The sequence below is a fragment of the Chitinophaga sp. CF418 genome (assembly GCF_900142925.1).
In the GTDB taxonomy this organism is placed as follows: Bacteria; Bacteroidota; Bacteroidia; order Chitinophagales; family Chitinophagaceae; genus Chitinophaga.
This window is the reverse complement of the sequence record NZ_FRCN01000012.1, coordinates 91,180-110,693: the sequence shown is the minus strand read 5'-3', so window position 1 is coordinate 110,693 and position 19,514 is coordinate 91,180. Positions and strand designations below refer to the sequence as shown.

The window sequence follows — 19,514 nt, the reverse complement described above, 5'->3', positions numbered from 1 at the left end:
TATTCGTTATTGAGAGATGATCTTACCATATTCCATTTCTATTACTCTGTCAAACTGCTCGGTATATTTGTCATCATGGGAAACCATGATGATAGTTTTCCCTTTCAGGCGGAATGAGGGTAATATTTCAGTATAGAAGAATTTCTTAAAACCCGGGTCCTGGTCGGCGGTCACTTCATCAAGTATCATGATCGGCTTATCTTCCAGCAGGGTGCATATCAACGCCAGCCTTTTACGCTGACCGGTAGACAATCTCACATTACTGAAATTCTGTCCGTTAAAATGTGTCTTATGGGATAATCCCATCAGTTTGATATACTCGTTCACCTTATCGGCATCGAGATGGGGAATGCCGTATATTTTAGGGAACAGGTGAAAATCGGTAAAGATGGTAGAGAACCAGAACCGGTAATCATCCTTATCGAAATTCCTGAGCTCTTTTCCGTTCACCAGGATACGCCCGGAACCGGGATGGTAAAGACTGGTCAGCACTTTCAGGAAGGTGGATTTACCACTTCCGTTACCCCCGATGATACAGTTAAGTGATCCCTTCTTCAGTGTGAAGTCTATCGGACCTAATGTGAATGAAGATTGCTTATCCTCATCCATATAGTCATATACCACATTCTCCAGTTTTATCTCTTCAAACGGTGGCAGGGGAGGATAGGCCCTGGGGGTATCGTTTTCGTTTTCAGAGAAAGCGGAGATCTTCCGTTCCAGGTGATCGATGTTTTGTGTAGCCTGGATGGCTTTGGCAAACAGGGGGATGGTAGTGACAATATTCTCAAGCGGACCTATCACAAACAGGATAGATGCTGTAAGACGGGTAAGTGTACCGGTATAGAGTGTCTGAAATTGCGGCAGCAGGAAAATGATAGAGGCAAGGAGCAGGTAAAAGACCATCTCGGAGAACATAAATCCAACGGCAAAACGGAGTCCGCTGCTGGTCTTGACCTCCTTTCCATAGTCTGCCGTTTTTGTGATGTCGGCATACAGCTGTTCATTTTTTACGTGGTTGATCTTTATTTCCTTAAAACCTTCTATGAGATTTTCTATATGGTCATAAAAAGCAGATTCATTTTGATTGGCGGCTCTCAGCTCACGGTTGATGTCAGTCTGCCGCCTGAGGAAATAAGAGATAGCAATTGCCAGGATTATAATAGTAGCGGCAAAGGCGGTGAATGAGAGGAACCCTATATAGATCAGCGCAAAAGTCACGAGTACCAGCGCCTGGAAAGCATTGATGATAACGGCGGCTGACTGTGAAATGAAATTCGTGTCGTTGGATACACGTGTGAATATCTCATCTTTCCCGATTGATTCCATGGGAGACAGTTCACAGCGTCTTAATTTCTCGAGTATCCTGAGGCGCAGGCTGTAGACGGCGTTTTCTACTATCATGACAGATTTCCTGAGGATATATCTTTTGGTAATATAAAATACGGTTAATGCGATGGCAAACAGCAGGAGATATTTTACCTGCACTTCTCCTTCGCCGGCCGAATTGGCGGCGGCATTCAGAACGGATAGTAATACTGCGTTGACAATGCCGGATAGTACTGTATAAAAGATAATGGTTCTTTTGGGTATATCTGAATGTTGAAGAACCATTTTGAGGTATAGCTTATATCCAACTGGCCGGGCTGTGTCTTTATTATTCTGATCGGGCATGTGTTTTTTGAATAAGAGCTAATTTACAATCAGCGTAAAGAAACCTTGCCACATATTCCTGTAGTCTTTAGCGGGTGACAGCCTGTCCGGTATCAGAATTTTTATTTAGCTTCGTTCCAATCAACAGGACATATCAGTTACGGTCATTCATATTAAATAAAATACTATGACTTTAGATAAACTGAACAATATATTAGGTGATGAAGCCCAGGATTTGCTGGAGCATAAATGTACTAAGGTCCCCAAAGAGCAATTGCATCTTCCGTCCCCGGCTTTCCTCGACGATCACTTTACTTTTTCCAACAGAAATGCGCAGACCCTGCGAAGCCTGGCGCAGTTATACAATAACGGACGGCTTGCCGGCACCGGCTATGTATCTATCCTGCCCATAGACCAGGGTATTGAACATAGTGCAGGTGCTTCTTTTGCACCCAATTCCATGTATTTTGATCCGGAGAATATAGTCCGGCTTGCTATTGAAGGCGGGTGTAATGCGGTAGCTACTACCTTTGGCGGACTGGCCTTAATGTCCCGCCGGTATGCCCATAAGATACCCTTCATCGTTAAGATCAATCACAATGAGCTGCTTTCTTACCCGAACAGTTATGATCAAACGATGTTTGGTTCAGTAAGAGACGCCTGGAACCTTGGCGCCGTGGCAGTAGGGGCTACTATCTACTTCGGTTCGGCAGAATCAAGAAGGCAGATCGTGGAAGTGTCAAAAGCTTTTGAGGAGGCACACGAACTGGGGATGGCGGCGATCTTGTGGTGTTACCTGCGTAATGACGCTTTTAAAGCAGGTGGAAAGGACTATCATGTAGCGGCTGATCTGACGGGGCAGGCTAACCACCTTGGAGTAACGTTGCAGGCAGATATTATCAAACAGAAGCTGCCGGAGATCAATGGTGGCTATAAGGTGTTAAATATGGGCAGCAGCTCTTATGGCAAACTGGATGAACGCATGTATACCGGGCTAACCACCGAACATCCCATTGACTGGTGCCGGTACCAGGTATTGAACTGTTATAGCGACCGTATCGGGTTGATCAATTCGGGCGGTGCATCTTCAGGCGCCAGTGACCTGAAAGAAGCAGTACGCACTGCGGTGATCAATAAACGGGCTGGTGGTATGGGGCTCATCTCCGGAAGGAAAGCCTTTCAACGACCTTTTGAGGAAGGCGTGCAGCTGTTGCAGGCTATCCAGGATGTCTATCTTTCATCGCAGATAGATATCGCATAAACGCAGCACTTCAGCATTTCAATAGCGTTTCATAGTGCAGTGCTTTAAAGGAGCATTGTGTTTGTTGCGCCCGGTGCTGACGCAGGAGACGGGGATGGACAGACGTACCGGCGTACGTGTACAAAATACCATTATAACATTGGTAACGGATATAAATCATCACCTGCAGGACAAAAGATGACCTGTAGTATGTAGGATCAATACGGATAATATCGGACAGCACCCTTTATTCCGCAGAAGTAGGATCAATGATTGCGGAAACTGCGTTCACTGAGTTGGCAGGAAAACCTCCCTTTTTCGCATGTTCACGGATCATGTCCTCATTCGGTGCAATGTAAACACAATAGATTTTGTCGTTGGTTACATAACTGTGTACCCATTGGATTTCCGGCCCCATATTACGCAGCACATCACATGAGGTTTGTGATACCCCCTTTAGTTGTTCGGCAGTTAACTTTCCTGCCCCGGGGATCTCCCGTTCGATTACATACTTTGGCATGACGCAGAGATTTAGTTGATAACAATCCAGTACGATCTTTAGTTCTTCGGTGCCCCGGATAATATCAATGAAGGGTATTGTTCTGCCTGGTATTTAACATCTGACTTACATGATGGTATATTGGCTGATTCGTACTATATTTATAACAACAGTAAAGTTCGAGATAAACTTATAAAACCGAATGGCTCCTGACTGTCTTCGCGCATATGTTTTCCCCCTGTGTCTCTTTCTTCTCCTTTTTTGCAACTGCAATAAAGCTGCGGATCCTTTCAGGAAAGTATGGGTAGCCCGGGAGAACGGTAAATTTATATTGTACCGGAATGGCGTCCCGTTTGTAGTAAGGGGAGGATCCGGTTATACATATATGGCCAGGCTGAAAGCAATAGGTGGAAATACGATACGTACATGGGATACCGTAGGGCTGGGCGCTATTCTTGACGAAGCCGCAGCCAACAACCTGGCTGTAATAGCCGGTATCTATGTTCCGGAAAGCAAATACCTGGATTATTTTTATAGCAATCAGCAGAAAGTGGACAGCCAGTACGCCGCTTTACGTCAGTTAGTGCGCCGTTACCGTTCGCATCCGGCGTTGCTGATGTGGTGTCTGGGGAATGAGGTTGATTTTCCTTTTAAAGCCAGGTATAATAAGTTCTATGATGTATATAACGGATTGCTGGATATGATACACACCGAAGATCCCGATCATCCGGTCACGACCACTATGGTCAATTACCAGTTCAGGAATGTGATGAATATCCGCCTGAAAGTACCGGGGCTGGATATACTCTCTTTTAATGTTTTTGGTGATCTGAAACATCTGCAACGTAATCTTACCTCATTCAGCTGGTTATGGAACGGTCCTTTCCTGGTAATGGAATGGGGTATATTTTCACCACAGGAATCAAAATGTACGGCATGGGGTGTACCCATAGAGCCTACCAGTACGATAAAGGCATGGCTTTACCGCGATTTTCATAAAAACTACCTTCCTGTTAACAATCCCCGTTTTATTGGTGCACTCACATTTTACTGGGGAAGCAAGGAAGAGGTAACGCCTACCTGGTATAGTATCCTGGATGAAAATGGCGCGGCAACGGAGATGGTGGGCGATATGCAGGCTTTGTGGACAGATTCAGTGCCACAGCATAAGGCACCAGCGCTGGAGGACATGCTGGTGAACGGCAAGAAGGCGGCTGATAATATTTTAATGCAGCCGGGCGCGTTACAAACTGCCGAGATCAGGTTTAAAACGCCTGTAATAAAAGGACTGCGGATCATGTGGAAAGTGCTGGATGAAGATTTTGATCCTAAAAGTATCCGGCGACCTTTGGAACGCAAGGTAAATATTATTCCGCTTGACAGTTTCAGGGTTAATTTCCGGGCACCGGAAAAAGAAGGTCCGTACAGGATCTATTCATGGATTTATGACGATTATGGAAATGTGGCGACAGCCAATACACCTTTTTACGTAGTAGGAACATAATATGGTAACACGGGCGCGCGTTTTTCCGCCTTCAAAGAAAGAATTATTTATTCTCCGGTTAATGATCACTACCGGGGTGGTCAGTATGCTGATACTCCTGTACTGTCTTTTCAGTTTTGCCAATTTAGGGAACCGCCCACTATACTGGCTGCTGATGATAGCTGTTATCTTCTCCTGTCTGAAAATACTGCATGAGTGGTACCATTACCTTTATATCACTATTCCTGACAGACCTGCGTCCACATCACAACCTACCGTGGATATTCTTACAACATTCTGCGCCGGGGAGCCTTATGAAATGGTCATTAAGACGCTTACGGCCATGCAGGCAATTACCTATCCGCATACCACTTATCTCTGTGATGAGGCGAACGATCCTTTCCTGAAAGAGGTATGCCAGCGTTTAGGGGTATGTCACGTTACAAGGAATAACCGCAAAGACGCCAAAGCCGGTAATATCAATAACGCTTTACAGTATGCCCGCGGGGAGCTTTGTGTGGTCATGGACCCCGACCATGTGCCAACGCCCGATTTTCTGGACAGGGTAATACCTTATTTTGATGATCCCCAAATAGGGTTTGTACAGATCGTGCAGGCATACAGCAATATCGGTGACAATATCATCGCCAAAGGGGCTGCACAGCAGACCTTTCAGTTCTACGGCCCGATGATGATGACCATGCAGCGATATGGTACTGTACAGGCTATTGGCGCTAACTGCACCTTCCGCAGGAGTGCCCTGGATAGTATCGGTGGTCATGCGGCCGGACTTGCAGAGGATATGCATACCGCGATGCAGCTCCATGCAAAAGGCTGGAAGTCAGTGTATGTACCCGAGGTGCTGACCCTTGGGCTAGTGCCTTCCTCACTTTCTGCCTATTATAAACAACAGCTGAAATGGTCTCGGGGAACGTTTGAACTGCTGGTCACCAGCTATCCGAAACTGTTCAGGAAATTTACGTGGCGGCAGAAACTGCATTACGGCATACTGCCGTTTCACTATTTCGCAGGTATTATCTTCCTGATCAACTTCCTGGTGCCGGTATTATCGCTGTGTCTTGGAGTAATACCTTTTCAACTGGATCTGCTTTCATTCGGTATACTCGGATTTCCTTTTGTCTGCGTGACCCTGCTTATCCGGCTTTTTGTACAGCGATGGGTCATGGCGGAGGATGAGAGTGGATTTCATATGGTGGGGGGATTGTTGCTGATAGGTACCTGGTGGATCTACATATTGGGACTGACATATACTGTGATCCGTAAAAAGGTGCCGTATATCCCTACTCCTAAAGACGATAAAGAGAACACCAACTGGAAGCTGTTCATTCCCAATGCAACCGTTTTATTGATCTCGGCAGGTGCGATCGTTTATGGGCTATGGAGAGACTGGAATCCTTTTTCAGGAGTAATGGCAGGCATCGCTTTTTTGAACTGCCTGATCATGCTGTTCAATATACTGGCGGGTATCTGGAAAGGACGTATGCCTAAAGCCTTACCTGTTACTTTTAAGGAGTTTGTATACCACTACTATTATGATGGTAAGATAAGGTTATGGAAGTTACGCCATAGTGGATATGTGATAATGAGAAAGCTGGCGCTTCCTCTGACGCTGATCGTTTGCGGAATCACTGTCTGGCTCGTTTATGAGGATTGGAAACCTCCCGCCAGTTATGCGGGCAAACCCGTAACCCGGGAGGCGGTCTTCCTGACAGGTATTTTCAGCCCGGTCAATGCTTCCGGCCTGACATCCATGCAGGACGTGTACCGCTATAACAATATGGCGAACACCCGCTTTGATATCGTGTCCTGTTACATTCCATGGGGAGATGCCCGCCGCTGCTTCCTGCAGGACTCCCTGATGAATGCAATATATAAGACAGACGCTGTTCCAATGATCACCTGGGAGCCCTGGGCAGGTTTGTTCCATGTCTCCCGTGAGGATACATCGCTGATGAAGGAACGGAAGATGATGCTTCACATCAGCCAGGGATATTTTGATGATTACCTGCAAAAATTTGCGGAGCAGGTAAGGGCCCTGGAACGGCCTGTTTTCATCAGGTTTGGCCATGAGCCCGATAATCCTGCTTATCCGTGGTCTGGTACCGGGTTGAATACAGCGGAAGAATATGTGCAGGCATGGAGATATGTGCATGATTACTTTGACCGTGCGGGCGCCCACAATGCGATATGGGTATGGAGTCCGTGGAAGCCGGAGGCGGTGGGGCGATACTTTCCGGGTAATGCCTACGTGGACTGGCTGGGTGTAACCATCCTGAATTATGGCAGTAAACAGCCGGACGGACAATGGTATACTTTCAACCAGCTTTATTCACCTTATCATCATCAGCAACTCTTTCGTGCCGGTTTGCCTGTTATGGTAGCGGAACTGGGATCCTTAAAGAAGGAAGGTAATCAGCAAGGCTGGCTGCAGGATGCTTTTGCAGACATGGGTAAGCGTTTCCCTGAGATAAAAGCCGCTGTGCTTTTTAACAGCGGTTATGATGCGAATGTCGTTGATAAAAAAGACGGTGGGGTGCTGGATTGGAGATTATCAGAGCCCGTGGCTTCATTGCAGGCCATGCATAAGTTACAGAAGAATGATAACGATATTGCTCGTCCGCTGCCGGCGCTTGCCAGTGTTCCCATCAGCCATAATAATGAGCGGTTGATGGATACCGTCAGGGGAGTTATCTACGCAAAAGCTATTCCCTGGTTCAGGAGCCTGCATACCCTCACCCGCAGGGAGGTAGAGAGAGACCTGAAAGATATGCAGCGGCTGGGTATCAACACGCTCAGGAGATATGGTCCCGGTGTGTATGATCATAATATTCTTGCCGTGGCAAAGGAGACAGGTATGAAGGTACAGTATGCTTTCTGGATGCCTGACGAGGATCGTGATATTTCACAGGAACAGCGCCGCCAGGATTTCATGGAATCGGTGATCGCTACTGTGAAGAAAAGAAAGGATGACGAGAGTATTATCGGCTGGCATCTTTCCAATAATGCCTGGCGCCGACTGCAGCAGATGTATGTAAAACCTTCATTATTACGCCACCAGGAAGAGTACCTTCACTGGGTGAAGGAACTGGTACTGCAGATCAGGGCAGTGGATCCGGAGAGACCCGTAACGTTGGATGTACCCCTGGACAGTCAGGTTACCGGTACATTACAGACGTTCGCCTCGGCCATACCGGAAATATCCTGCCTGGGGCTGGCAGCGCCGGATGATACTACAAAGATCACCCTCCCGGAAACAAGTATTCCCTGGTTTGCCAGTGAGATAGGCGTGGATCAATATATCGCTTCCGGTACCAGGAAGCCTGTATTTATCAATTCCTGGCAGGATCTTCAAACCAGGAATACTGTCAGCTTCAATGGACTGCTGGACCACGAGCGGCATTACAAACCTGATTATTTGCGACTGGCCAGCTACTGGCATGTAAAAACAAGCAATCCCCGGCTGCCGGCTGTGAAGATCCTGCGTCCTGCCCGGGTAACCCTGCCGGGAACTGTTTTGTCCTATCATGCATTGGTCTATAATAATGGTCGGTGGAGCCTGAAAGATCCTGTCAACCGCAAACTGCACTTTGAATGGTTCCTTTGCAAAACGGATGGCTGGGGGCATGCCATTTATATGCGCCGCCTGGGTACAGGAACGGGCGTCGAGGTAAGGATGCCTGATTCCCCCGAACTTTACAGGCTATACCTGATGGTTAGCAAAGGCGGTTATGCCGTGAATGCCAGCTCGCCCCTTAATACACCGTTTAAAATGGAGTAGTTATACAGCTTATCCTTCGCATGATATTTTTTAAACATTTATAGATTCTCTATCTTTGCGCCGCTAGTGGAATGCAAATAAACGATCCTATACCTTATGCTTGGTGCAACTATGAAGAGAACTGCATGGCGGACATTGAAAATTGTTTCAATAACTGCCGGGGGAATGTTACTATTACTTTTTCTGCTGCCGCTCCTGTTTCCCGCGGCCGTGTCAAACAGAATAAAAACCTGGGCTAACCATAATATCACTGGCGAGATCAATTTTTCAAAAGCGAGATTATCCTTTTTCAATCATTTTCCCACACTGACCTTAACACTGTACGATTTCAGCCTGAAGGGATCTGCTCCCTTCGAGCAGGATACACTGGTTTCTGCAGATGAGGTAGCGCTGGGTGTAAACCTGGGCAGTATCTTTTCAAAGGCTACCAGGGTTGACAAGATCTACCTCACAAAGGGGAATATACATGTGCTGGTAGATACCGAGGGCCGCCCCAACTATAACGTATATCAACCTGCAGCACCTTCGCGTAAGCCGGCCGACAGTGGCAGTGTGTCGCTGAAGATTGAACGGATACAGCTGGAACACTGTAAGATCATCTACAATGATAAATCCCTGACCCTGCAGATACGGGCAAAGGAAGTGAATTATACCGGCAAGGGAGACCTGAATAAGTCGCAGTTTGACCTTTATTCGCATGTCAGCATTGCCTCCTTTGACCTGGCGTATGGCGGAGTGCCCTATATCCAATCCAAGAAACTGGACGGTAACCTGATCACCAGGATCAATACAAAGTCGCTGAACTTCATTTTTGAACGGAATGACCTGAAAATTAACCAGCTGCCAATGAAGCTGAACGGGGCATTCAGTTTCCTGAAGAACGGCTATAAAATGGATTTTAAGCTCAGTTCGGGTGAATCCACCCTGGAGGCGCTTTTCAGTGCATTGCCAGCGAAATATACTTCCTGGATGGAGCATACCGATATTAAGGGCGCTGCAGAGGTAAACGCCTCATTAACAGGTAAGTATATCGCCAGGACTAACAAGATGCCTGACCTTACATTTAGTATGAAGGTGAGAGATGGAGAAATTGCCAGTTCAGGGGCGTCTTATGCTATTGAAGGCCTGCGCCTGGATTTCCAAACCAGGTTGCCGGAAATGAACCCGGACAAGTTTACAATAAACATTGATTCGGCCTTTTTTAAGCTGGACAAAGGATATTTCAGCTCGGATATTAAAGTGACGGGGCTGACTAAACCGGATATTCATGCAAAGATGAGCGCTGACCTGGATATGGAGAAATGGGGAAAGGCGATGGGATGGGATGCATTCGATCTGAAAGGGCGTTTTCAGGCTAATCTGCAGGCGGATGGCAGGTACATACAATATAGGGTGAACAATGGCCCCGGGCATGAATCGGACCTGGTAATCGGCAGTATACCTGTATTTGATTTCAAATCAACCCTCAGTGATGGCTCTCTGAAATTCAAAGATGTGCGGGAGCCTATCAGGCATATTGGATTTGATATGCAGGCTTTCTGTCCGGATAATAACTATGCCAACGTGCAGGTGAACGTGAGTAAGATCAATGCTGAGGTACTGGGCAACTATCTCAAAGGCTATTTTCATCTGACCAATGCCCAGGAACCTCTTGTGGATGCCAGCCTGAAAGGATTGCTGCATATGGCTGATGTCGAAAAGTTCTATCCGATGGATGGAGTGGACATGAGCGGTGAGCTGAATATCAATATCTTAAGTAAAGGAGTTTATCAACCGGCGAGGAACTTATTCCCGGTAACAACCGCTTCCCTCAATATGGACAACGGAGCGGTACATACAAAGTATTACAAACATCCGGTTGAAAAGATCAATGTCAACGCCGTGCTGACAGATACCGCCGGTAGTCTGCAGGCATTGAAGATCGACATCAGGCCGGTGTCTTTCGAATTTGAGGGGCAGACCTTTACCCTCAAAGCAGCACTGAATAACTTCGACGATCTGCATTATAATATCCTGGCCAATGGTATCATCGATCTTGGAAAGATCTACCAGGTATTGGGTCGGGAAGGATATGACGCCAAAGGCTACATAAAAGCAGATCTGACCTTGCAGGGTTCGAAGAGTGAGGCGATGAACAGCCAGTATGACAAACTATTGAACAAAGGAACGCTGACGCTGAGGGATGTATCGCTGAAGGCTGCCAGGTTCCCGCTGCCTTTCTATATCAACAACGGGGTCTTCCGTTTTGAGGAAGACAAGATGTGGTTTGACAAATTCGAAGCGCATTACGGCAAATCTGATCTCCGCCTGGACGGTCATTTGTATAACCTGATCGGCTATGTCACACAGAAAGGGCAGCGCCTCCAGGGGGCTTTTAACCTGAAGAGTAGTTATATCCTGGTGGATGAGCTGATGTCGTACAACAGCGATCCCCAATCTGTAGAAGAACCGGGATCTTCCGGTGTGGTGGTGATACCGGATAACCTGTCCCTGACGCTGAATGCCGGTGCAGATAAAGCTAGTTTCCGGGGGATAGATATACAGCGTTTCCATGGTCAGCTACAGGTGGACAACGGCAGTCTGCAAATGAGTAATACCGGTTTTAATATCATTGGGGCGCCTGTTACAATGGAAGCGCAGTATAACAGCCTGAGTAACGAAAGCGCGGCCTTTGATTATCATATCAATGCCCGGGAGTTCGACATCAAACGTGCTTATAATGAGATCAGGCTGTTTCATGATATGGTGTCTTCTGCCTCTTCCGCAAGCGGTATTGTAGGCCTGGATTATCATGTCAGTGGCAGGTTCAGGGAAAATATGCAGCTGGTGTATCCATCTCTGAAGGGAGAGGGGGTGCTGTCATTGAAGAAGATAAAGCTGAAAGGGTTCAAATTATTCAATGCAGTAAGCAATACGACGAAAAGAGATATAAAAGACCCGAACCTGTCAGAAGTGGAGATCAAATCCAATATCGGGAATAATATTATCACCATAGAGCGGACGAAGATGCGTATTGCAGGCTTCCGCCCCCGTTTTGAAGGGCAGGTGAGCTTTAATGGAAGGCTGAATCTGAAGGGACGTATAGGCTTGCCTCCTTTGGGCATCTGGGGAATACCTTTCAGCGTTACCGGAACGCAGACCAATCCACACGTAAAACTGAAGAGAGGAAGTGATAAGGACTCGCTGGATAAGGAAATGGGGGAATGATTAGGGGTTTCCACCTGTATTTGACCGGGCGGGTATCTCATATTTTAGGATATTGTTATATTTATGAGATAATCCCTACCGATGAAGTCCCGAAGTTTATCCTTATGTAGCCTCCTTATCTGTCTGTCTTGTTCTATCGTTCACGCGCAGGAGATGCTTTCCGCTGATAGTTTGTCAAAAGCATTAAGCAAAATAGATGTGGAAGAGGAACTTATCCGGGAGAATGAGCAACTGCGAGAGGCAGTGGATTCCCTCGGCAGACAGTTGTACAGCTACCAGCATAATGTATTGCCGGTAATAGATGACCCCTGGTATGAAATAAAGTTGTATCAGTTGCTGCATGTGATCGAAACGGCTAAGGATGTGAAGGATGCCCGGATCTATAGAAGGTTTGAGGGAATGCTGACTATAGATTCTACAACAAATGGAGAACTGAACGGACTGCATATCCGGAATGATCCCTACTACCTGAATACCAGTTATGCAGATAAAAAGTCTTTGAAATATAGGCTGTTCAAGGCTATTGAAAGAAAGGGAATAGTGTCTTCATACCCGGCTACTTCCCTGCTTATCATCCGGCAGAAATTGCTGTTGGAAGATACGGTCAGGATTATTCATGAGGTGAACCCGGTGGGTATAAGGAGAATAGAGTTCCCTCAGCTGGGCAGCAAGATGATGCCGCTGGCAGAGAAGCAAAAGAAGGCGGAACAGCTGCTGGATTTTATTATGACGATATCTGACAAGGAGCCTTTTGAGAGGTATTCTTTTCTCACATACAGATCACTGGAAAAGAAAGAGGTGCCGAACAATGATGTCAACAAGTTGCTTAAGATCCGATATTCCTATATTCTGTATTTAAAGAAACAATATGAAAAAAAGTAAGATCATTGGCATGTTCGTAGTCTTGATCATGTCAATGACAAATGTATTTGCGCAGAATCAGCTGAAGGACGAAGACGAAACCAAAAGAGCTTTTGATAGTGTAATAGCAAAGATGTCAGTGGCTATAGCAGTCAATGACCCGGAAGTAAGCGAAGATTCATCAGCCATCACCTATTTTAAACTGGAACAGGCGAAATTAAGCCTGCAGCAATATCAGTTTGACCTGCAACACCAGAAAAGAGCCTTCACCTGGCAGTTTTATAGTGGTATCGTTATCTTTTTTCTGGTGATCATTATTGTGGGGGCAGGGCTGGTCTTATCGTACCGGCAGTTCTTGTTGCAGGAGAAGATCGTACAGAAATGGGTGAGATCGAAAACACCTGAGAATGCCGCACCTCAGGCAGGAATGACTGATTCAGAGTTTTCATTGAGTAAGGATGGGATTAAGTTTAATTCGGCGGTGATTGGGTTGTCTATATTGTTTTTGTCAGTGGTGTTTTTGATAGCGTATCTTACTTATGTGTATCCGATTACGTTGATAAAGTGAGCGGGGATTAATAAAAATGAAGCAATGGTTGACAAAATAGATGCTGCTTTATGGCAACGGTATAAACAGGCTGTCGCCTCCGGGAAGGAGTTATCCGCTAAGTTTGAGAGGGGAGAAATAACATCTGATGAATTCTTTGTTCAGCTACAGGCAGATACGTCACACGAATTGTGTGAATTGTGTGCAAAGTCATATTGTGAGAAACTTACACAAATACCTGAACATGAGAGGGTGACATTGTATTTCAATGATATCAAAATTGCCGCAGGAGCGGATGACCTGGAAATGTTGCTGGTACTGGATGAAGTTCCGGCTGAGAGTGGAATAATCGTTCCTGTGAAAATTGACGAGTTTTTGCTTTCCTACTATACAGGTTTCTTTAAAAGGGCGACAAACAAACAAGAAATCTTTACTGCGCAGATGTTGTTTGAGCGGGTACTTGACACTTCAGACGATGATCTGGATATATATACCCGGGTGATGGATGAAATATTTTCAATGGGTAAAGGCGAGGAGTGGTTTGCTGAATTTTACCGTGGCGTGGAAAAATTATTGCTTAGGGCGCCAGTCAATCAGGAGACGCTGCAGGCCATGCAGAAGGGGGTAACCGGAACGGGGCCGTTAATAAAAGAAAAGATCGAAAGTATTATTGCCTATGCGTATGAAAACCGCAGAAAGATCCTGGTACTGCGAGTACAGCAGGATGAAGGAGATACTATAGCATTAATGCAGTTTCATAGTGATATAGAACCTGAGATTGGTCTGGAGCTTAGTAGTGATGATGTGATATGCAGGATTGAGAATTTCGAAAGGAGTTATGAATTTGGTCAGCTATATAACTGTCTGGTTACTGTAATAAAAGGAGTACTTACCGAAGAGAGCAGCTTTGAGGTTCAGATATAGAGGGAAAGTGTATTTCAATCCGCCAATAATACTTCTGTATTTATTCCATGTTGGGACAGTATTCCAGACAGCTGCTTTAGTCTTGTTTGAGCTCCTTTGTCAAGGACGGCTTCCTCTTTAGCTTTTAAAACCGCCAGCTCGTTTTGAGATAGATTAAGGAGTCGCTTGAGGGTCAGTAGCTTGCTGATTTCTGAGTAGATATTAATAGTTAGCTTCAAGTGCCAGCTTTTACGCTGTTCCTCATATACATCAATCATGCCTTCCATGCTGAGATATGATGGGAACCTTGAAATGGTGCCGTCATGTCTATCGACGAAGACAGGTGAATTGCCGCCCAACGCGTATAGAATATCGCCTTCGATGGCCCCCTTTGTATTATAAGGGAAGATCCAGGCGTAAGGTCTTTCAATGATATATTTTTCGATAATTATTATATCGTATTTATCCCCGGAATTACGGGGTATATCAAGATGTTTTTCGGCAATATCTCTTGCCTGTTCAAAGGATAGCATATTTTTTTTCTTGAGAACGGCGAAGTTAACTTTTCTTTCGGAGAAAGAATGCACCGGAATGTGTAACTTAGATAGATCAACGTATACGCTAGTCATTCAGATATCCCAATTATTATGACGCCAAATGCAGCAGGAAAACACGTATGTAAGATAACATTGTATGCAGTGATTGTCCTGGAGTTGTTTTGGATGTTTGTGGAAACAAGAGGAGACTTTGCCAACGGTATACTTTTCTATTTACAAGCCCAGATGAACATCTATGTATGGGCCTTTTTTACATTGTTGTTTCTTTCATCCTATCTCCTTGGAAAAAAAATGGGAGCCGGTCTTATTAAAGGGCATAACTACGTGAAAGCGGCCATTATCTATGGGTTGCTGGAAAGTGTAATTTTAGTGACTTACGTTGTTATGATGCTCATCTCACAGAGGCAGTGGGGCAATATGTTACATACCGTGCCAGAACTTGCTTTGATCATAATAGTACCTGTATTACTTCTCTGGCTGGTAGCTGCCAGTTCTCTAAAGCAAAAAATGAAATAGATGGCAGGAAGTTTATCCATTATACTCACTAACAATCAAAAATATCTGCCCCGGGTCGTTGTCGTTGATATCGCCTATAACGAACAAGCCGGCTGGTTTTTGTTGGAGTTTAATGCCTGCTGGGGAGCTGGGCTCAATAATTGTAGCGCTGAAAAGGTGATTGACTGTATTGTCAATGCGACCATAAATTGAGCTTAATAATATTTATATCGTTTTTGGTTCATCATTCGCTGTGATCAGCTCCGTTAGGAGCGCCCGTGTTTGTAGCGCGAGGCAACCCCGGGCGTATGATGTTTGAATCCGTACGTTTTGCATTCCGTTTTATATCCCATGTTTTGAATGTTTGAATTCGCACGTCGGCGTTACCGGGGATTTCGGGCTTCGGTGACCCGCGCCACCACCCGGGGTTGCACCCCGGGCTACAAACACGGGCGCTCCTGACGGAGCTAAATGCAGCGAATGATGTTACCGACGTTTGCGCCGTATTCCCGGGGTTGCACCCGGGGCTACAAACACGACGCCTCGCCTGAGGCGAGCTAAATGCAGCGGATATCTACACGGCTTCCTTTGCCTGTAGCAAGGCCCTGTACCCCAGCTCTGCGCCTCCGCTGACATGCATCACATGCCCTGTAATAAAACGTGCTTTATCAGAAGCAAGAAAAACACAGGCATCTGCAATCACATCTCCTTCAGGACAATAACCCAAAGGATGGATGGCATTCATATATTGTTCAATACCCTGCCCGTTATTCTGATGCTGACCCCATTCCCGCAACATAGGCGTCCATACTCCTGCAGGCGCTACGGCATTCACCCGTATCTGAAGGGGCGCATAGTCCAGCGCCATTGACTTTGTCAGTGAATTCACCGCTCCCTTACTAGCCGTATAGGCAGCATGATTTTCCTGGCCGATTTCTCCAACAAGGCTACTTGTGTTAATGATGCATCCTTTGCTTTGTTTCAGGGCCTCAATGCCATACCGGGTGGTCAGGAATATACTTTTCAGGTTGACATTCATTACCTCGTCCCATTCTGTCTCACTGGTTTCGTGCAGGGGACTTGAAGGATGTGCAATGCCAGCATTGTTATGGATCACATCGAGTCTGCCATATTTTTCCAATGTCTGCTGAATAGCGCGTTCTACATCGGCTGGTACGGAAATATCAGCCAGAATAGCGGAATGTGATGCTCCTAATTCAGCAATGGCGGATGCCAGTGAAACGGGGTCATTGGACAGGATCACTACCGTGGCCCCGGCCTCTGCATATTTTAAAGCACATTCAAATCCAATACCCCTGGATCCTCCAGTCAGCAATATTATTTTACCGGTCAAAAGTTGCATGTGTAGTTATTTTGTTCTTGAGTGGTCTCTATTTAAAAATGAAATACAGTACGGTCATTACCAGCAGTAACAGTGCTGATAACATTTTGTAGTTCCCCAATCCTTTCCAGCCCTTATCCTGCAATGGCTCTCCGGGCGATTTCCAGTACAGCGTTCCGCTTACTGCTGTATGCTGCATAGGATACAACAGGGAGAATGATACCTGGATGATGCAACAGGCTACAAAAAGATAAAATGCCATCATCAGAAAGGGGATCTCTTTCAGGAAAGTATATGGGTATAATTTGTTGACGGTATACACCAGTGCGCCCAGAGAAGATCCTGCCAACAGCGTGATCTGTGCTGCCTTTGCGGAAGCTTTCTTCCAGAAAATGCCTAACAGGAACACGCAGGTGATCGGTGGTGCGATATGTGAGATGATATCGTTCACACCATTGAAAAGGCTGCTATAGTTGTTCAGCAAGGGCAGGAGCAGGATGGAAAGCACCAGGGCAATACCGGCAGATATACGTCCCATACGCACCAGTTCCTGCTCATTGGCTGATGGTTTGAAGCGCTTGTACAGATCAAAACTCACCAGTGTGGAAATGGAGTTTAAGGCGCCTGATACCTGACTCATTAATCCCGACAGCAATGCAGCTACTATGATACCCACCAGCCCTGTTGGTACCAGCTGGGTGATCATCAGTGTATAGATCCCCTTACTGTTCACCGCTGGTTTGCCAAAGACATCGACATACTGAAGGGCGCTGATGTCCAGTAATCCCTTCTGTGCCAGTGTACTGGCCAGCAATCCTGGTAATATGAAGATGAATACCGGCAGTATTTTGATAAAGCCGCAGAACAGCGCTCCTGTCCTGGCATGGTTCTCGTCCTTTGCACCCAGTATTCGCTGTACGATTGTCTGATCGGCGCACCAGTACCAGATGCCCAGTACCGGGTAACCCAGGAATACGGCATACCAGGGCAGCTGACTGCCATCGCCAGAGGGACGCAACATCTTCAGCTTTTGTAATTCCTGATGCTCCTGCAGGGTAGCCGTCATCGCGTTCCAACCACCCATTTTATTTAAGCAGATCACCGTGATGATCACAGCGCCGGCTACCAGTACTACCGTCTGAATACTTTCGGTCACTACTACCGCACGCAGTCCGCCGATAATAGTGTAGACGGCCGTGATAACTGCAATGACGGTCACACTGGTATACATGTCAAAGCCTAAAAGCGTCTCCAGCACAATCCCGCCTGTAAGCAACGAGAATGCAATATGAACGGTAATGGCAGAGATGATCGAGATGAATGTGAGCCAGTCCCTGCATGCACGGTTGTAACGCCTCTCCAGGAAATCAGGTAAGGTGCTTACACCACTGCGTATATAAAATGGAGCAAAGAATAAGGCCAGCAGGATGAGTGTAAAGGCGGCCATCCATTCGAAATTGCCACTGAGCAGTCCTTCGTCAAATCCGCTTTGCGCCAGGCTTACCAGGTGCAGGCAGGAAATATTGGTGGCAAATAAGGCCATGCCGATCATCGGCCAGCGTAATGATTTGCCTGCCAGGAAATAATCGTTGGAGGCGCTGGTATCCTTCTTCTTTTTCAAACCTGCCCAGAGCCCTATACTTACAATGATCAGGATGTACAGTATACTGATGATGATGTCAGGCGTTTTTATCATAGGAAAGTTTATTAGATGATAAGATCACAGCTGCTGCCTGCCTCCCGGGGCGTCTGGTAAACACCTTCCCGGATATTGACAGGATGCCTGAAATGTTGCTGCAGATGCGGTATATGCTCCAGGAACAGCGCCTCATGTCCTAAGGTAATGTGATTGAAGAGCACAAGATGCTGATGGAGCTGTCCCATATCGCCCACATGAGGCACTACAGGAACGCCGAATTTCCGGCATAAGAGACTGATGGTGATGAATTCACTTACGCCGCCTACACGTACTGCATCTACCTGCATGAAGCCTGCACATTTCGTTTGCAGGTAGTTTTTGAAGATGATACGGTTCGGTACATGTTCTCCTAATGCCAGTTTCACGGGTGCAATAGCGGTGGCCAGTTTCTGATGGGCCAGCACATCATCAGGATGAGTAGGCTCTTCTATCCAGTATGGGTTCATCTGCTGTAGCCTGCTGCAGATCTGTAAGGCCTGTGGCAATGTCCACTGCTGATTGGCATCCAGCATGATCTTTACCTTGTCTCCCGCAGCTTCCCTGACCAGGTTCGCGCGGCGGATGTCACGTTCCGGGTCTGTGGATCCTACTTTTAATTTCATCGCAGTAAAACCTTCGGCCACGGCTTTTTTTACATTCTCTTTTACTTTATCGTCAGAATAATTGAACCAGCCAATAGATGTATCATAACCCGGATAGCCCGTTGCTGTAATCTGCTGACGCAAATCTTTTCCGGCACTGTTGGCTTTGATCAACGCCAGTGCCTCTTCTCTTGTCAGTTCATCTTCAAGATAGGAGAGATCCAGTGTATTCAGCAAGGCTTCCGGAGAAAGATCGATCAGCAGTTTCCAGAGTGGTACGCCTCTTTTTTTTGCCCAGAGGTCATAACAGGCATTTGTAACAGATGCCAATCCAAGGTGTACCACGCCTTTGTGTGGCCCCAGCCAGCGGAATTGCTGTTCGTTGGAGAATTGATAAAAGAGGCTTCCGAAATTAGCCATCACCTCTTCTATGTCTTTCCCTCTTAGCTGTGCAGCGTAGAAATCTGCCGCTTTGCAAACCAGGTCATTCCCTTCTCCAAGCGTGAAAGCAAGGCCGGTGCCTACAAGACCGCTGTCGTCGTGTAATTGCGTTACGGCATAGGAATAAACAGGATCACGGTGAATAGCATCGCTGCCCGCTCCCTGTCCTAAAGGATAGCGGACGTCCTTCGTAGATGTATGTTGTATCAT

The 19,514-nt window shown here is 46.4% G+C and carries 15 protein-coding genes; 9 read left to right on the top strand and 6 right to left on the bottom strand.

Annotated features, from left to right (window positions below):
* Positions 1 to 6 precede the first annotated feature (6 nt).
* Positions 7 to 1,671, bottom strand: coding sequence for a cyclic peptide export ABC transporter (locus F3I09_RS24450; protein WP_149697683.1), 1,665 nt, complete (start codon positions 1,669 to 1,671; stop codon positions 7 to 9).
* Positions 1,672 to 1,837: 166 nt separating this feature from the next.
* Here F3I09_RS24450 and F3I09_RS24445 point away from each other — a divergent pair, with 166 nt between their 5' ends.
* Positions 1,838 to 2,911 carry a class I fructose-bisphosphate aldolase gene (locus F3I09_RS24445; protein ID WP_149697682.1) on the top strand — a complete coding sequence of 358 codons (1,074 nt, stop codon included), beginning with the start codon at positions 1,838 to 1,840 and terminating at the stop codon, positions 2,909 to 2,911.
* A 226-nt stretch (positions 2,912 to 3,137) separates the two neighbouring features.
* Here F3I09_RS24445 and F3I09_RS24440 read toward each other — a convergent pair whose 3' ends face one another.
* Complete coding sequence (locus tag F3I09_RS24440) at positions 3,138 to 3,410, bottom strand: DUF4242 domain-containing protein (RefSeq protein WP_149697681.1); 273 nt, start codon at positions 3,408 to 3,410, stop codon at positions 3,138 to 3,140.
* 181 nt (positions 3,411 to 3,591) lie between these two features.
* On the opposite strand from F3I09_RS24440, the gene F3I09_RS24435 reads away from it, so the two are divergent.
* The 6 genes from F3I09_RS24435 (at position 3,592) to F3I09_RS24410 (ending at position 14,210) form a co-directional block, all read left to right on the top strand.
* Complete coding sequence (locus F3I09_RS24435; protein ID WP_149697680.1) at positions 3,592 to 4,893, top strand: glycoside hydrolase family 2 TIM barrel-domain containing protein; 1,302 nt, start codon at positions 3,592 to 3,594, stop codon at positions 4,891 to 4,893.
* A gap of 61 nt (positions 4,894 to 4,954) precedes the next feature.
* Positions 4,955 to 8,671 (top strand): glycosyltransferase, encoded by a 3,717-nt coding sequence (locus F3I09_RS24430; RefSeq protein WP_223233371.1) that lies wholly within the window; start codon positions 4,955 to 4,957, stop codon positions 8,669 to 8,671.
* 96 nt (positions 8,672 to 8,767) lie between these two features.
* Entirely contained in the window at positions 8,768 to 11,878 is a 3,111-nt protein-coding gene (locus F3I09_RS24425) for an AsmA family protein (protein ID WP_149697678.1), read from the top strand.
* A 171-nt stretch (positions 11,879 to 12,049) separates the two neighbouring features.
* Positions 12,050 to 12,760: a hypothetical protein gene (locus F3I09_RS24420; RefSeq protein ID WP_149697677.1), complete on the top strand. Its 711-nt coding sequence runs from the start codon at positions 12,050 to 12,052 to the stop codon at positions 12,758 to 12,760.
* Positions 12,747 to 13,307, top strand: a complete 561-nt coding sequence (locus tag F3I09_RS24415) for a hypothetical protein (RefSeq protein ID WP_149697676.1) — start codon at positions 12,747 to 12,749, stop codon at positions 13,305 to 13,307. Before F3I09_RS24420 ends, F3I09_RS24415 begins: the two co-directional genes overlap by 14 nt.
* Before the next feature lie 24 nt (positions 13,308 to 13,331).
* Positions 13,332 to 14,210 (top strand): hypothetical protein, encoded by an 879-nt coding sequence (locus F3I09_RS24410; protein ID WP_149697675.1) that lies wholly within the window; start codon positions 13,332 to 13,334, stop codon positions 14,208 to 14,210.
* 14 nt (positions 14,211 to 14,224) lie between these two features.
* On the opposite strand, the gene F3I09_RS24405 is transcribed toward F3I09_RS24410, so the two are convergent.
* Positions 14,225 to 14,818, bottom strand: coding sequence for a YrhB domain-containing protein (locus F3I09_RS24405; RefSeq protein WP_149697674.1), 594 nt, complete (start codon positions 14,816 to 14,818; stop codon positions 14,225 to 14,227).
* An 18-nt stretch (positions 14,819 to 14,836) separates the two neighbouring features.
* Here F3I09_RS24405 and F3I09_RS24400 point away from each other — a divergent pair, with 18 nt between their 5' ends.
* The gene (locus F3I09_RS24400) at positions 14,837 to 15,262 is read left to right on the top strand and encodes a hypothetical protein (RefSeq protein ID WP_149697673.1); all 426 of its coding nucleotides are present in this window, start codon (positions 14,837 to 14,839) and stop codon (positions 15,260 to 15,262) included.
* Complete coding sequence (locus F3I09_RS24395; RefSeq protein ID WP_149697672.1) at positions 15,263 to 15,454, top strand: DUF4343 domain-containing protein; 192 nt, start codon at positions 15,263 to 15,265, stop codon at positions 15,452 to 15,454.
* Positions 15,455 to 15,815: 361 nt separating this feature from the next.
* Here F3I09_RS24395 and F3I09_RS24390 read toward each other — a convergent pair whose 3' ends face one another.
* From F3I09_RS24390 to F3I09_RS24380, 3 genes are read right to left on the bottom strand one after another with little or no spacing between them, the layout of a single operon-like run.
* Positions 15,816 to 16,604: an SDR family NAD(P)-dependent oxidoreductase gene (locus F3I09_RS24390; RefSeq protein ID WP_149697671.1), complete on the bottom strand. Its 789-nt coding sequence runs from the start codon at positions 16,602 to 16,604 to the stop codon at positions 15,816 to 15,818.
* Positions 16,605 to 16,632: 28 nt separating this feature from the next.
* Entirely contained in the window at positions 16,633 to 18,279 is a 1,647-nt protein-coding gene (locus F3I09_RS24385; protein ID WP_149697670.1) for a sodium:solute symporter, read from the bottom strand.
* A gap of 11 nt (positions 18,280 to 18,290) precedes the next feature.
* Positions 18,291 to 19,514 carry an enolase C-terminal domain-like protein gene (locus F3I09_RS24380; RefSeq protein WP_149697669.1) on the bottom strand — a complete coding sequence of 408 codons (1,224 nt, stop codon included), beginning with the start codon at positions 19,512 to 19,514 and terminating at the stop codon, positions 18,291 to 18,293.

Excerpts from the sequence above, each read along its gene's own strand:
- F3I09_RS24380 (WP_149697669.1), bottom strand. The coding sequence starts at position 19,514 with ATGATACAACATACATCTACGAAGGACGTCCGCTATCCTTTAGGACAG.
- F3I09_RS24385 (WP_149697670.1), bottom strand. The coding sequence starts at position 18,279 with ATGATAAAAACGCCTGACATCATCATCAGTATACTGTACATCCTGATC.
- F3I09_RS24410 (WP_149697675.1), top strand. The coding sequence starts at position 13,332 with ATGGTTGACAAAATAGATGCTGCTTTATGGCAACGGTATAAACAGGCT.
- F3I09_RS24395 (WP_149697672.1), top strand. The coding sequence starts at position 15,263 with ATGGCAGGAAGTTTATCCATTATACTCACTAACAATCAAAAATATCTG.
- F3I09_RS24415 (WP_149697676.1), top strand. The coding sequence starts at position 12,747 with ATGAAAAAAAGTAAGATCATTGGCATGTTCGTAGTCTTGATCATGTCA.
- F3I09_RS24390 (WP_149697671.1), bottom strand. The coding sequence starts at position 16,604 with ATGCAACTTTTGACCGGTAAAATAATATTGCTGACTGGAGGATCCAGG.
- F3I09_RS24435 (WP_149697680.1), top strand. The coding sequence starts at position 3,592 with ATGGCTCCTGACTGTCTTCGCGCATATGTTTTCCCCCTGTGTCTCTTT.
- F3I09_RS24450 (WP_149697683.1), bottom strand. The coding sequence starts at position 1,671 with ATGCCCGATCAGAATAATAAAGACACAGCCCGGCCAGTTGGATATAAG.
- F3I09_RS24405 (WP_149697674.1), bottom strand. The coding sequence starts at position 14,818 with ATGACTAGCGTATACGTTGATCTATCTAAGTTACACATTCCGGTGCAT.
- F3I09_RS24430 (WP_223233371.1), top strand. The coding sequence starts at position 4,955 with ATGATCACTACCGGGGTGGTCAGTATGCTGATACTCCTGTACTGTCTT.
- F3I09_RS24440 (WP_149697681.1), bottom strand. The coding sequence starts at position 3,410 with ATGCCAAAGTATGTAATCGAACGGGAGATCCCCGGGGCAGGAAAGTTA.
- F3I09_RS24425 (WP_149697678.1), top strand. The coding sequence starts at position 8,768 with ATGCTTGGTGCAACTATGAAGAGAACTGCATGGCGGACATTGAAAATT.
- F3I09_RS24400 (WP_149697673.1), top strand. The coding sequence starts at position 14,837 with ATGACGCCAAATGCAGCAGGAAAACACGTATGTAAGATAACATTGTAT.
- F3I09_RS24445 (WP_149697682.1), top strand. The coding sequence starts at position 1,838 with ATGACTTTAGATAAACTGAACAATATATTAGGTGATGAAGCCCAGGAT.